General features: G+C 44.6%; 12 protein-coding genes. 5 read left to right on the top strand and 7 right to left on the bottom strand.

Translation table 11 applies throughout. The annotated features are described in order from the left end of the window. The first annotated feature begins 3 nt into the window (after positions 1 to 3). A complete protein-coding gene (locus D7V92_RS12135) occupies positions 4 to 1,176 on the top strand; it encodes a PP2C family protein-serine/threonine phosphatase (RefSeq protein ID WP_036617741.1) in 1,173 nt (390 codons plus the stop codon). Between the two features lie 149 nt (positions 1,177 to 1,325). Here the strand turns inward: D7V92_RS12135 and D7V92_RS12130 are convergent, their stop codons facing one another. From D7V92_RS12130 to D7V92_RS12110, 4 genes are all read right to left on the bottom strand, one after another. Further along, complete coding sequence (locus tag D7V92_RS12130; RefSeq protein WP_008772734.1) at positions 1,326 to 1,970, bottom strand: hypothetical protein; 645 nt, start codon at positions 1,968 to 1,970, stop codon at positions 1,326 to 1,328. An 11-nt stretch (positions 1,971 to 1,981) separates the two neighbouring features. Beyond that, complete coding sequence (locus tag D7V92_RS22245) at positions 1,982 to 3,385, bottom strand: C10 family peptidase (protein ID WP_080707621.1); 1,404 nt, start codon at positions 3,383 to 3,385, stop codon at positions 1,982 to 1,984. Positions 3,386 to 3,435: 50 nt separating this feature from the next. After that, positions 3,436 to 4,224, bottom strand: a complete 789-nt coding sequence (locus D7V92_RS12115) for a DUF6261 family protein (protein ID WP_009276211.1) — start codon at positions 4,222 to 4,224, stop codon at positions 3,436 to 3,438. A gap of 274 nt (positions 4,225 to 4,498) precedes the next feature. Beyond that, positions 4,499 to 4,762, bottom strand: coding sequence for a tetratricopeptide repeat protein (locus tag D7V92_RS12110; protein WP_005859264.1), 264 nt, complete (start codon positions 4,760 to 4,762; stop codon positions 4,499 to 4,501). 161 nt (positions 4,763 to 4,923) lie between these two features. Between D7V92_RS12110 and topA the strand changes: the two genes are divergently transcribed. Further along, positions 4,924 to 7,272 (top strand): type I DNA topoisomerase, encoded by a 2,349-nt coding sequence (gene topA, locus D7V92_RS12105; RefSeq protein WP_008772731.1) that lies wholly within the window; start codon positions 4,924 to 4,926, stop codon positions 7,270 to 7,272. A 77-nt stretch (positions 7,273 to 7,349) separates the two neighbouring features. On the opposite strand, the gene D7V92_RS12100 is transcribed toward topA, so the two are convergent. The 3 genes from D7V92_RS12100 to D7V92_RS12090 form a co-directional block, all read right to left on the bottom strand. After that, positions 7,350 to 8,228, bottom strand: coding sequence for a VIT1/CCC1 transporter family protein (locus tag D7V92_RS12100; protein ID WP_036633378.1), 879 nt, complete (start codon positions 8,226 to 8,228; stop codon positions 7,350 to 7,352). Positions 8,229 to 8,237: 9 nt separating this feature from the next. Beyond that, positions 8,238 to 10,031 carry an arginine--tRNA ligase gene (gene argS, locus D7V92_RS12095; protein WP_005867661.1) on the bottom strand — a complete coding sequence of 598 codons (1,794 nt, stop codon included), beginning with the start codon at positions 10,029 to 10,031 and terminating at the stop codon, positions 8,238 to 8,240. Between the two features lie 102 nt (positions 10,032 to 10,133). Further along, positions 10,134 to 10,406, bottom strand: coding sequence for an HU family DNA-binding protein (locus tag D7V92_RS12090; RefSeq protein WP_005859256.1), 273 nt, complete (start codon positions 10,404 to 10,406; stop codon positions 10,134 to 10,136). A 186-nt stretch (positions 10,407 to 10,592) separates the two neighbouring features. On the opposite strand from D7V92_RS12090, the gene D7V92_RS12085 reads away from it, so the two are divergent. The 3 genes from D7V92_RS12085 to D7V92_RS12075 are packed head-to-tail and all read left to right on the top strand — an operon-like array spanning position 10,593 to position 13,281. Then, complete coding sequence (locus tag D7V92_RS12085) at positions 10,593 to 11,315, top strand: rhomboid family intramembrane serine protease (RefSeq protein ID WP_005867662.1); 723 nt, start codon at positions 10,593 to 10,595, stop codon at positions 11,313 to 11,315. Then, a complete protein-coding gene (locus D7V92_RS12080; protein ID WP_012056087.1) occupies positions 11,296 to 12,174 on the top strand; it encodes a rhomboid family intramembrane serine protease in 879 nt (292 codons plus the stop codon). The genes D7V92_RS12085 and D7V92_RS12080 overlap by 20 nt, the downstream gene beginning before the upstream one ends. 9 nt (positions 12,175 to 12,183) lie before the next feature. Beyond that, complete coding sequence (locus D7V92_RS12075) at positions 12,184 to 13,281, top strand: endonuclease/exonuclease/phosphatase family protein (protein ID WP_009276208.1); 1,098 nt, start codon at positions 12,184 to 12,186, stop codon at positions 13,279 to 13,281. Positions 13,282 to 13,287: the final 6 nt, after the last annotated feature.

The raw sequence follows: 13,287 nt of genomic DNA, 5'->3' as shown, positions 1-13,287 counted from the left end.
ATTATGGCGATCAAGATATTAAGCGTAGACGACGAACAGGATCTGGAAGCGTTGCTAACCCAATATTTCCGTCGGAAGATCCGTAAGGGAGAGTATGAGTTCTCCTTTGCCCATAATGGCTTGGAGGCGTTGAGGATGATGTTGGACCATCCGGACTTTGATATCATATTGAGCGATATCAATATGCCGGAGATGGATGGCTTGACATTGCTGACGAAGATTAACGAGATGCGTAACCCGGCCTTGAAATGTATCATCGTATCGGCTTACGGGGATATGGAGAATATTCGTACCGCCATGAACCATGGTGCTTTCGACTTCGCTACCAAGCCGATCGATATGGAGGATCTGGAACGTACGATCGAGAAGGCGGTCGAGCAGATTTCTTTTATCAAGGAGGCCCAAAAGGAACATCATCAGCTAGAGGAGATACAATATGACTTGAACGTGGCACGTGAGATACAGCAATCGATTTTGCCGAAGCAGTTCCCTCCGTTCCCGCAATATAAGCAATTCGATCTTTATGCGACCATGAGTGCGGCGAAAGCCGTGGGGGGTGATTTCTATGATTTCTTCTTGGTGGACGATAATCATCTGGGTTTTACGATCGCTGACGTGTCGGATAAGGGGATTCCCGCCGCTATTTTCATGGCGATCAGCCGTACGGTGATCCGTGCTACGGCGCTTAGGCAGCTTTCCCCGGCGGTCTGCATGAAGGAATCGAATGATCTATTGTGCCGTGAGAGTGTCAATGGGATGTTTGTCACTACTTTTTATGCGATCTTGAATATCCATACGGGCGACGTGGTTTATTGCAATGGGGGGCATAATCGTCCGGTTTGGATTCGTAAGAACGATAAGGTATCTCTTTTGCCGATGACTGGTGGGATGGCCTTGGGAGTCGTGCCGGGATTAGCTTATAAAGAACAATCCTTGAAACTGGAGGCGGGAGACAGCTTGTTCCTCTATACGGATGGAATCAGTGAGGCGATGAACCTGAGGAATGAGCAATATGGAGATATCCGTTTGGTAGAGGCTTGTAGCTCCGTAAAGAACCAATCCCCCAAATCTATGATCGAAGGTATATCCGAATCCGTCCAATCATTCGTGAACGGCGCTACGCAGAGCGATGATATTACGATGTTGGCGCTGACTTATAAAGGGCAGATTTTATGAGAACGAGGGTGTGACGGATTTAGAAGTGACTATTCGGAAATGTTACTGATTGTAACTACTAAATTTAAAAGAGAGCCGTGTCAAACTCTATTCTTGAGTAATGACACGGCTCTTTTTGTTCTGATCATCGGATGAGAGGCTGATTAGTATCATTCGGAAGGCTTCCAGTCCTTCATTTGTTCTATGATATAGGCTATTGCTTCCTCGTCTGAGTCGTAAACATGATATTCTAAGCTGACGTTTTTATCAGGTGATAGCTCTTCTTGATAATAGAACTCACTTTTTGGGAAGATTGTATCATCGTCAGCGATATCATCCGGATAAAGGATCGTTGCGTGTAATAGATTGTCTCCATCCGTTTTTAAATAAAAACGACCACCTAGCTGCTCATGTACCAATAGCTGATCGGGGGTGATTAATCCATTTCCTTGAGATTCATACATGTATTTATGTCCGACAAGTAATAGTATGTTCCCTAGTCCTTTCTCTCGTTGATAAGCGTTCCATTTCTGCCATAGAGTGTCTTTGCTACTTATCTGTATTGGAATATATAGCTTACTGTCATGGAACCAAATAGTTGAGGGCGAATCAGCAAGATAGGATTTCCCTTCTTGCATTATTTCTGTCGAGCCATCTTTCTTTGTAAATGTCTTGGATGTCTTTATTGAGAAGAATCGGTTTTCCATTGTTACTCGAAATTCTTCTCCACTCAGTTCATCGTCTTTATCGCATGTACAGAAAAAGACCAAGGAGAACATAGATAGCATGAGGTATTTAAATAGTGATGTATTCATAATTAAAAGGATTATTTTAACATATAACGTTCTGTGTCATAAGTGGTATTTGATACCCAATCGCTATAGGAGCTAGCCTCGAGCCATAAATAATCATACGAGCCATCGTATCCCCAGTTCATTCCTAATTGATGTGTCGCATTTGTTAGGTTTTCTCTCTCATAAGTGAAAGTGTATCCTATTATGTTTCCAGCTTCGTCACGCTCGTTAGAGTCATTTCCTAGATTGTCTGTACCGACCCAACCGAAGGTGCTTGTCGTGGTTGTTGTGATTTTCTTATATCGGTCACAAATGAGAGTATGTCCGGCATCTTTATTGAATATGGAGATAACAGTTGGTATATTATTATACAACTGAGTTATGATGTATGAATAGTCGATGTCCTTGACTGTATAGTTGTATCCTAATTGGTTTAAGAAATCAGCTAAATAATATCTGTTTGAGCCACTCTCATTTATTCCATATTTAGTGTTGATCTGCTGCCCTACATATCCGATGAATATCGCTGCTGCCGCTTGTCCTGAACTAGCACTTTGGTTTTTTGCCATTTGATTCCATACCGTAGAACTATTACCTGTGTAGGTGTAGGTATTATTGCTACTGTTATAAGTGGCAGTGGTTACTGTAGAAACGGGCTTGTTATTTTTGTAATGTAGATAATACAAATATTGCGCTCCGGCTATGGCTGTACATCCCGCGGGACAGTGGCTTCCGGAAGTGCCATATTTGTAAGGAACATATTCGTTCCAAGGCGAATCTTGTCCCCAATTTGTTTTTATTATGTGACCAATGTTTGTGGTACTTGTTTTAGGTGCGCTTGTGCTAATTAATTCCCAATAACCGGATCCCGGGCTTAGTGCTGCGGCTTTCGGGAGCGTTTCCAAAACCTTTGGGTTGATTTGGATTGAATCCGGGTTTATCTCTTTGTTGCTTAAAGTGATGGCTTGCCATAGGTTGTATGTGTTTTCTTGTGTGTTTTCTATTTGTTTTATGAAAAATAGCTCTTTTTCTAAACTATTGAGATAGGCAAGAAGCGCAGGATTCATGCTCGTGGTATCACTTATATTAAATTGCCCTGTGTCGGAAGAGGCCATGACTAAAGGAACTCTATGATCGGTGGAGAGTAATTCCCAACCATCCTCGTAATTAGCAATATACATGATAGTATCCTCTTTGTATATGTAAGGAGTCAATGTATAACTTGTCAGGACACGGGCCTGCTTTCCTTGAAGTTTAATTTGGGAAATATAATTTCTTAAATCTTTGACAATTGCAGGTTCATTTTCGCTTATGGATAAATTCCCGGATTTTGTTTGAGTAATATTTTGCGTACCGATCATGTCCAAATCTTCCGATAAGTTAGTACATGAAGATAAGCCTGCTAATAATGTGAAGGTTAATAATGTTTTTTTCATGATGATTTAATTTAAAAGATTAATCTTATAGCCTTTTACATAAATGGAGTTTATTCTTTCCTCTTGGCTGCCGCCTTCGCCGCGCCGACGCGCTGGTTGTAGAGGGCGGTGGTCTCGTCGATAAGGGCGTTCAGCTCGTTGACGAAGCGGGCGGTCTCGGCGGTGGGAGCCGCTACGCTCTGCACGAAGGCGATCGTGGTCATATCATCGTAAAGGTCGTCCATACGTAGGCGTACGACCGCGCTCGCCTCTTTGATGGAGGCTGCCCTGTTGCCGGTGCGCTGGGCGGTCAGTTTCGCGTATTCGTCGTTCGCCGCACGGAGGCTATCTAGTATCTCTTTCAGCCCCAATGTCTGTATCAGCGCCGGAACCCCCTCCTTGTCGAGATCTAGCAAAAGACCCTGTATCTGCGCCGTCTCTTGCTGGTTGGCCGATTTATAGATGCCGATATAGGGTTTGATAATATTGTAGACAGTCTGTGCCGCCGTGCGTTGCGCCTCGATGGGGCTTTTCCTCATTTGCGACACCGAGGTGGTGAGATAGACCACGAGGTCGTCGCGTTGTTTGTCCAAGTCTAGCAACTGGGCGGTCTCGTCGCTGATGTGGGATTGGTTCACGAGGTCGGTCATTAGGGGCAGCTCCTTCTCGAAGGCCGTCTTTTGCGCGTCGGTGATGCCTAGCGGGTTATTGTCCAGACTGATCTCGTCGGGGCTTTCGGAGTCACCACCTCCCCCTCCGGCAGCGAACGCCAGCCGGTAGAAGGCGTTCATGAAGTTTGTGTACTCTGCGTTGTTCAATTTAGTCAGGCCCGCGGGTTTGATTTTCGTGTATGTTCCCATTTTTTTTTATTTAAGGTTTAACTTATTGTTTGTCCTCAGTGGCTAAAGGTAGGAATTAATTTGGATACTATGCTTATTTGGTAAATAATAGTCGCCGCCGGAGTCGGAACGGTAGCGAAGTGGGGGGCGAGGGGCGCCATACGTTTCGCTTTGCTTTGGAGTCGTGCGGCGGGGGTCGCCGTGCGTTTCGCTTAGCTTTGGGGTTATGCGGCTAGGGTCGCCATGTGCTTCGATACCGTTCCGACTCCGGCGGCGGGGGCCGTTCATCATCTTCTTAATGGTTGTACATATCCTTATTATAAAAATCCAGCACCTTGATCGCCATATCGTAGGCCGCTTGTGCCGGGCTTTCCGGATTGATCTCTATCGCTTGCAGGTAGCTGTTGAGGGCTAGGCGTACGTTGCCTAGTTTATAATGAGCTTTTCCGAGGAGAAACCAAGCCTCGTCGGATCTCGGTTGCTCCGTGAGGTAAGCGTCCAAGAGCCGGATCGCTTCTTCTAGTTTATTCTCTGAAATAAGTCGCTTTATCTCTTCCATATTTTTGAATAGCTTTTTGATTTTGTCCCGCGAAGGTAAATAGAAACGCATGACTATATATATAATGTATAGGAAAAAACGCTTTTTTAGTGATCGATATACTGCGTACGTTAATTATTTGTGTAAGTTTGCACCCGATTTCTAACCAGCAAAAAATAGATATGCAAAAGAATTTGGTAATAGTGGAGTCACCCGCCAAGGCAAAAACCATCGAGAAGTTCCTCGGAAAGGACTATAAGGTTATGTCTAGCTATGGTCATATCCGCGACTTGAAAACGAAAGATTTCAGTATAGACCTCGAACACAATTATGCCCCGGAATACGTGATTCCCTCTGACAAGAAGAAACTCGTGACCGAATTGAAGAACGAAGCGAAGAAAGCCGAGCAGGTTTGGTTGGCTTCCGATGAGGACCGGGAGGGAGAGGCCATCTCTTGGCATTTATATGAGGTATTAGGATTGAAACCTGAGAATACGAAACGTATCGTTTTTCATGAAATTACCAAGAACGCTATATTACATGCGATCGAGACGCCGAGAGATATCAATATCGATTTGGTGAACGCGCAGCAAGCCCGTCGTATCTTAGACCGTATCGTGGGTTTCGAGCTATCCCCCATTCTTTGGCGTAAGGTGAAGCCGGCTTTATCCGCGGGGCGCGTGCAATCGGTTGCCGTACGTCTGATCGTAGAGCGGGAGCGAGAGATCAACGAGTTTGTCTCGGAGGCCGCCTACCGTGTGATCGCTAGCTTTATCTTGCCGGATGGTACGACAATCCTCAAGGCGGAGCTGAACCGTCGTTTGAAAGATAAGGAAGAGGTGGAGGCATTCCTTGAATCTTGCAAGGACGCTTCTTTCACGATCGATGATATCTCGAAAAAGCCGGTGCGTAAAACACCAGCCCCTCCTTTTACGACATCTACCTTGCAGCAGGAGGCCGCCCGTAAGTTGGGTTATTCGGTCTCGCAGACCATGATGATCGCCCAACGCCTGTATGAGTCCGGATTGATCACGTATATGCGTACTGACTCCGTGAACTTAAGTGATTTGGCTTTGGGGACGGCAAAAGAGGCTATCTTGGATACCTACGGTGAGAAATATTATAAATTCCGTCAATATCATACCAAGAGCAAGGGAGCGCAAGAAGCGCACGAGGCGATTCGTCCGACCTATATCAGCAATGATGAGATAAGCGGGACCGCTCAGGAAAAGAGATTATACGAATTGATCCGCAAACGTACGATCGCTTGCCAGATGGCGGACGCCGAGTTGGAGCGTACGACGATCTCCGTAGGCATCGGCGGCAAGAAAGAGAAGTTCGTGGCTACCGGTGAGGTCATTACTTTTGACGGTTTCCTTCAGGTGTACCGCGAGAGTTTTGATGACGAGAATGAGAAGGAACAGGAAAACGGCCTTCTTCCTCCGGTTACCTTGAACGAGGTATTGAGTATGAAGGATATCGTCGCTACCGAACGTTTCACGCAACGTCCTCCCCGCTATACGGAAGCAAGTTTGGTTCGCCGTTTGGAGGAATTGGGAATCGGTCGTCCTTCTACCTATGCTCCTACGATCCAGACGATCCAGAATCGAGAGTATGTCGTGAAAGGGGATAAGGAAGGAACGGAGCGTACTTATAATATCATAACCTTGGCTCAGCATACGATCAAGGAAGTCCAAAAGACGGAGATCGTAGGAGCGGACCGGAATAAGTTGATGCCAACCGATATCGGTACGGTCGTGAATGATTTCTTGATGGAGTATTTCCCGGGCGTTATGGATTATAACTTCACGGCGAGCGTAGAGAAGGAATTCGATGCCGTAGCGGAAGGCGAGATGGTATGGACGGATGCGATCGATAAATTCTATAAACTATTCCATCCGATCGTGGAAGAGGCAGCCTCTGTCCGTACGGAGCATAAAGTGGGTGAGCGTGAATTGGGTATCGATCCGAAGAGCGGCAAACCTGTTTTCGTGAAGATCGGTCGTTATGGCCCAGTCGTACAGATCGGGCAGGCGCACCCAGAGGATAAAGAGGCTCCTAAACCTCAGTTCGCAACCTTGATGAAGGGGCAATCTATCGAGACGATTACTTTGGAAGAAGCCTTGAAATTGTTTGATCTACCCCGTACGATCGGTGAATATGAAGGTAAGGTCATGGTTGCCGCTGTCGGACGTTTTGGCCCGTTTATCCGTCATGACGGAAAGTTCGTATCCATACCGAAGGGCTTGAATCCTTTGTCGATAACAGCCGAGGAAGCTATCGAGTTGATCGAGGCAAAAAAACAAAAAGATGAGCAACGATTTATCAAGAAGTTCGATGAGGATCCGGAAATGGAGATCTTGAATGGTCGCTTCGGCCCTTATATCTCTTATAAGAAAAAGAATTACAGAATTCCTAAGACGATAGAGAAACCGGAGAACTTGACCTTGGAGGAATGCCAGAAGATAATCGCCGAGGCGGGAGAAAAACCTGCCGCGACGAAGAAACGTACGACACGGAAAAAGGCTTGATTATAGCTCTAAAAATTCATAGTTATGATTTACTAAACTCATAACTATGAATTTTTCAAAACATAACTATGATTTTTTTAGACATCGATGCCCGTAAATTCTTTTAACGCATATCCGATCAAGAAGCTTAATGCGGCCACGCTAAAACTAAGTACTGCCATCTCGGTAAAACGCTTCCGGAAACTCTCGCTTCTCGCTATGGAATAATAATAGTTGAAAAGGGCGATGATACTTAACGCTATGATGAGCATAAGCCCTAAAGCCATTAATACGTTTGATATAAAGATAAATGGAGCGACCAAGGCGACTACCGTAAAGATATAAGCTATTCCCGTATAGATCGATGCCTTGACGGGATGTTTCCCGTTTTCATTTCCATTCTCGGACTTGGTAGATAGATATTCGGAGGAAGCCATGGATAATGCGGCGGCTATTCCAGTGATGCTTCCGGTCAACGCTATTAATCTAGAGTCGCTCAAGGCAAGGGTAAAGCCTGCTAAAGCACCTGTAAATTCTACCAAAGCGTCATTTAGCCCCAGTACGACAGAACCCATATATTCCAACCGCTCCTCATTGATCAAGGCGATCAACCTCTGCTCATGCTCATCTTCGTCACGTGCGATTTGTTGCAAATCCGGATACTCATCATAAGAGGCGTAATCATTCTTGGCGCTTTCCTCGCTACCTTCCATTAGCTTAATGGCGAAAGTAATCCCCAAGATACGTGCCAACCAGTAGTATTTGGTGATGCGTAATTTATTCGGGGAGATCTCTTGCCCCGTATACTTTTTCAGGATCGTATAATGTCCTTTCTCGTCATTCGCTATCTGTAGTAATACTTCCTTGTTGCTTGGATCTTTCTCGATAGCGGCGAGTTGCGTATAGAGAAGGCTCTCCGTGATTTCATTTTGTTGAAATCGAAGGAGAGCCTTTCTTGTTTTCTCGTTTATGTTCATCTTCTATCGTTACATTCTTTCCGGAACCTCGATGCCTAATAAATCCATACCGGATTTCACGATCTTAGCTACATTGGCGGATAAGACTAAACGGAAGTTCTTCAATTCCGGATTCTCTTCGCGAAGGATGGAGAAATCGTGATAGAATTGATTGTATTCCTTTACCAGATCATAAATATAGTTGGCGACACAGGCCGGGCTGTATAGCTTACCTGCCTCTTTCACGATCTCCGCATAATCGGCGATCATTTGGATCAGGTTCTCTTCTTTCTCGGAAATGGCGAAAGTAAGCGGTAACTGCTCCGGTAATGCGATGCCCTGTTCCGCTGCTTTGCGCAATACGGAACGGATACGGGCGTAGGTATATTGGATGAATGGTCCCGTATTTCCGTTGAAGTCGATAGACTCTTTCGGGTTGAACGTCATATTCTTGCGAGGGTCTACCTTTAATATGAAATATTTCAAGGAGCCAAGACCTACGATACGGGCGATATTCTCAGCCTCTTCCGGAGTCATCTCGTCCAATTTCCCTAATTCTTGGGAAATCTCGCGTGCGGTACTGATCATCTCGGCCATCAAATCATCGGCGTCTACGACCGTTCCCTCACGGCTCTTCATCTTACCTTCCGGTAGCTCTACCATTCCGTAGGAGAAGTGGACCAATCCCTTGCCAAACTCGAAGCCTAACTTATCCAATAAGATCGATAATACTTGGAAGTGATAATTCTGCTCGTTCCCTACCACATAGATCATCTTATTGATCGGGTAATCATCGAAGCGCAGCTTGGCGGTACCGATATCCTGCGTCATATAGACGGAAGTTCCATCCGCACGAAGCAATAATTTCTCATCCAGCCCGTCTTTCGTCAAATCAGCCCATACGGAGCCGTCTTCACGGCGATAGAAAATCCCTTTCTCTAGGCCTTCCATCACCTTACCTTTTCCTTCCAGATACGTTTGAGACTCGTAATAAATCTTATCGAAATCTACGCCCATCATCTTATAGGTCTCGTTGAACCCGGCGTATACCCAATTATTCATCATTTCCCAAAGCGCACGCACCTCTTTGTCTCCGGCTTCCCATTTACGAAGCATCTCACGGGCTTCCGCCATCAAGGTGGATTGAGCCTCGGCTTCTTCCTTGGTAAGGCCTTTCGCTTCTAACGCATGGGTCTCCTCTTTTAATTTGTTGCTGAATAATACGTAAAAGTCACCGATCAGATGGTCGCCCTTCTTTCCGGTAGACTCTGGGGTAGCTCCATTTCCCCATTTCTGCCAAGCCAACATGGATTTACAGATATGGATACCACGATCGTTTACGATATTCGTCTTTACGATCTGGTTACCGTTCGCTTTCATGATCTTCGATAAGCTGTATCCTAATAAGTTATTGCGGACATGGCCCAAGTGAAGCGGTTTATTTGTATTGGGAGAGGAATATTCGATCATAACCAAAGGCGACTGCTCGGTAACCGGAATGATACCGTAAGCAGGCTGCTCATTGATCGAGTTTAGTAAATCGATCCAGCAAGAGCAAGCGACCGTCAGGTTAAGGAATCCTTTGATTACATTGAATTCAGCTACCGCTGGCTCGTTTCTCAACAAGTACTCACCGATTTCCTGAGCGGTCTGCTCCGGAGATTTCTTCGACATGCGAAGGAATGGGAATACGACTAGGGTCAAGTGCCCCTTGAATTCTTTTTTCGTTTTTTGTAACTGCACTTGGCTAGCGGTGACATCCGCTCCGTACAGCTCTTTGATGCCGGCTATGATAGCTCCGGTAATCTGTTGTTCGATAACCATATTCGTCTAACTATAATTCGGATTTTATTTGTACGCGAAGGTACACAAAAAAAGGATACAATTTGCATCGTATCCTTCTTCTATAGAGAATAATGGTGTTTCTTATTTGATTAGCTCGTTCAATTCAGCACCAGCCTTGAACTTCACGGCCTTGCGAGCTGCGATTTCAATGGTTTCTTTAGTTTTCGGGTTAACACCTTTACGAGCGGCCTTCTCTGACACAGAGAATGAACCGAAGCCAAGTAGAGCGACTTTACCGCCTTCTTTTAATTCGTTAGAAACTGTGTCAACAAAAGCTTCTACTGCCTTTTTGGCATCCACTTTGCTGAGACCTGATTTTTCAGCGACTGCACTAATAAATTCTGATTTGTTCATGATGGTTTGACTGTTAATATATTAAACAAAACTATGATAACCGATAGACGGCTCCAAATGTAGTTTTATTTTGAAATATCACAAAAGAAAAACCTACTTTTTTTACCGATTTACATATGTTTTAGTATTATTATGGGCAAAAACGGCTAAAATATATTTACCTTTGCCGCTAAATTAACGTAGTATATGATGAATCAGACAAATTCGGGGTTCTTGAATAGTATCCCGCCGGTAACGAAAAATCTTATCATTATAAACTTGCTATTTTGGGTAGCCAGCCTTGCACTGCCGAAAGTCGGCGTCGATTTAGTGGATTTATTAGGGCTTCACGTCCCGGGTGCTACCGACTTCAAGGCTTATCAGATCGTTTCTTATATGTTCATGCACGATACCCATTCGTTTGCGCATGTGTTTTTTAATATGTTCGCCGTTTATATGTTCGGCCGGGTATTGGAGAACGTATGGGGCCCCAAACGTTTCTTGATTTTTTACTTCGTGACGGGTATAGGCGCCGGTTTGGTACAAGAGGTGGTATGGTTCTTTAATTTGCGGGATGTGATCTTCGCTAGCCAAGACATGATAAACTTGAATGGAGCCCAGATTATCAGCAAAAGCGAGTTCTTGAATTATTTCGTGACCATTGGCGCTTCGGGTGCCGTATTCGGAATCTTGTTGGCATTCGCGATGATCTTCCCGAATGTCCCTTTGTACTTGATGTTCATACCGATCCCGATTAAAGCCAAATATTTCGTAATATTTTATGGTCTTGCCGAACTATTTATGGGTGTGGCTAGTTTTGGTGGCGATACGGTAGCGCATTTCGCTCATTTGGGGGGTATGTTATTCGGTTATTTCCTAATTCGTTATTGGAAAAAGAAAGATGCAGACAATGGACGGTATTTTTACTAATTTGAAGCGTATGTTTCAGTCGGGTAATATCCTGTCGAAACTGATATATATAAATGTAGGCTTGTTTATCTTGATACGTTTGGCCAGCGTATTGTTTATGCTCTTTAATGTGCAAGGGGTACCTTTTTTGCAGTATTTGCAGTTACCGGCTTCTCCGGAACTTTTGCTCTTCCGTCCGTGGACGTTGTTTACTTATATGTTCACTCATTTTGACTTCTTGCATATCTTGTTCAATATGCTTTGGTTGTATTGGTTCGGGGGATTGTTCTTGAATTTCTTCAATGAGCGGCAGTTGGGAGGCTTGTATATATTGGGAGGTCTTGCGGGTGCGATATTGTTTGTCCTTGCTTATAATATTTTCCCTTATTTCCAGAACGTGGCTTCTTTTAGCTATTTGATGGGGGCTTCAGCATCTGTTATGGCGATCGTTTTCGCCGTGTCGTTTTACCGGAAGGATTTGGAGATTAATTTATTCTTGATCGGAAGGATCAAATTAATTTATTTGGCTATCTTTACGCTGGTGATCGATTTGTTGGCGATGACTTCTGATAATGCGGGAGGACATATCGCCCATATCGGCGGGGCTTTGTTTGGTATGTGGTTCGCTTCCCGTATTCGTAATGGAAAGGACTTGACCGCTCCAATGAATCGGTTGATCGACTGGTTCGTGAATTTGGGCAAACGGAAACCGAAGATGCGTGTGACTTATAAACGTAACGAAACGGATTATGAGTATAACGCACGCAAACATCAGGAGTCGGTGGATCTAGATACTATACTGGATAAATTGAAACGTTCCGGTTATGAGAGCCTTTCCGCTGAAGAGAAAAAGCGACTTTTCGACGCCAGTAAGAAATAACAGATACTTATGAAAACTCTACGGATTTTTCTTCAATTCTTATTTGTCGTAGCGAATGTGGTGGCTGTCGTGTTGTTGATAGTCTCGGCTTACTCGGATCGGGTGTCTCCTGAGACGAGTATGACGTTATCTTATCTGGGATTAGCCTTTCCAGTCTTATGTGTAGTCAATCTTTGCTTTATTATCTATTGGCTGTTCTTATGGGAATGGAAGTTCTTATTGATCGGCATATTCTCCTTCTTGTTATGTTGGGGTCCCGTGAAACGCTATTTTCCGTTTCACTCGCATAAGGATGTCCCTCGGGAAGAGGTACTGAAGGTGCTGACTTATAATGTGATGGCTTTTGGGTACAAGAATCATACGAAGATAGCTCCGAACAAGATTATCCAATATATCGCTAACTCGGACGCAGATATTGTTTGTTTGCAGGAATATGCCACGGCTAAATCAGAGAAGAGCCTTACTGCCTCTAAGATCTATGATGCGTTGAGCATGTATCCTTATCGTTCCGTATTTTATCAAAGCTCCACGAAATTCCAGAGTTTCGGCATCGCTGTGTTCTCCAAATATCCGCTGTCGAATTCCCGGATGGTGAAATACGATTCGGATTATAACGGCTCTTCCGTACATGAAGTGAACATCAAGGGAAAGAAGTTGACCTTGATTAATAACCATTTGGAATCCTTTAAGCTGACGATGGAGGATCGGACCCGTTATTCATCCCTTATAAAGAGCTTTAGCTCGGATGGGTTGGACGATTTGAAAGGAGCGTTCGAGCAAAAGCTAGGACCTGCTTTCCGGATTCGGGCTAAGCAAGCGGAAGCGGTATCAAAAGAGATTAAGAACGCGAAAGGAGATTATGTCTTAGTATGCGGTGACTTTAATGATACGCCTATTTCTTATGCGCACCGTACGATCCAAGGGGATTTGACGGATGCCTTTGCCGAGTCTGGCCGGGGAATGGGCATTACCTATAATCAAAATTTCTTCTGGTTCCGTATCGATAATATCCTGCATTCCCCGAACATGACCTCTATGAATTGTTCCGTGGATAAGGTCGCTTATTCAGACCACTACCCGTTATGGTGTTATCTGAAACTTGAATAAAAGGGT

Source organism: Parabacteroides sp. CH2-D42-20 (assembly GCF_003670185.1).
GTDB lineage: Bacteria > Bacteroidota > Bacteroidia > Bacteroidales > Tannerellaceae > Parabacteroides > Parabacteroides distasonis.
The sequence above is the reverse complement of the archived record's forward strand: the minus strand, read 5'-3'. Positions and strand labels throughout refer to the sequence as shown.

What these genes read in the sequence shown, in the direction of transcription:
- D7V92_RS12135 (WP_036617741.1), top strand. Translation starts at nt 4, where the DNA reads ATGGCGATCAAGATATTAAGCGTAGACGACGAACAGGATCTGGAAGCG.
- D7V92_RS12130 (WP_008772734.1), bottom strand. Translation starts at nt 1,970, where the DNA reads ATGAATACATCACTATTTAAATACCTCATGCTATCTATGTTCTCCTTG.
- D7V92_RS22245 (WP_080707621.1), bottom strand. Translation starts at nt 3,385, where the DNA reads ATGAAAAAAACATTATTAACCTTCACATTATTAGCAGGCTTATCTTCA.
- D7V92_RS12115 (WP_009276211.1), bottom strand. Translation starts at nt 4,224, where the DNA reads ATGGGAACATACACGAAAATCAAACCCGCGGGCCTGACTAAATTGAAC.
- D7V92_RS12110 (WP_005859264.1), bottom strand. Translation starts at nt 4,762, where the DNA reads ATGGAAGAGATAAAGCGACTTATTTCAGAGAATAAACTAGAAGAAGCG.
- topA (WP_008772731.1), top strand. Translation starts at nt 4,924, where the DNA reads ATGCAAAAGAATTTGGTAATAGTGGAGTCACCCGCCAAGGCAAAAACC.
- D7V92_RS12100 (WP_036633378.1), bottom strand. Translation starts at nt 8,228, where the DNA reads ATGAACATAAACGAGAAAACAAGAAAGGCTCTCCTTCGATTTCAACAA.
- argS (WP_005867661.1), bottom strand. Translation starts at nt 10,031, where the DNA reads ATGGTTATCGAACAACAGATTACCGGAGCTATCATAGCCGGCATCAAA.
- D7V92_RS12090 (WP_005859256.1), bottom strand. Translation starts at nt 10,406, where the DNA reads ATGAACAAATCAGAATTTATTAGTGCAGTCGCTGAAAAATCAGGTCTC.
- D7V92_RS12085 (WP_005867662.1), top strand. Translation starts at nt 10,593, where the DNA reads ATGATGAATCAGACAAATTCGGGGTTCTTGAATAGTATCCCGCCGGTA.
- D7V92_RS12080 (WP_012056087.1), top strand. Translation starts at nt 11,296, where the DNA reads ATGGACGGTATTTTTACTAATTTGAAGCGTATGTTTCAGTCGGGTAAT.
- D7V92_RS12075 (WP_009276208.1), top strand. Translation starts at nt 12,184, where the DNA reads ATGAAAACTCTACGGATTTTTCTTCAATTCTTATTTGTCGTAGCGAAT.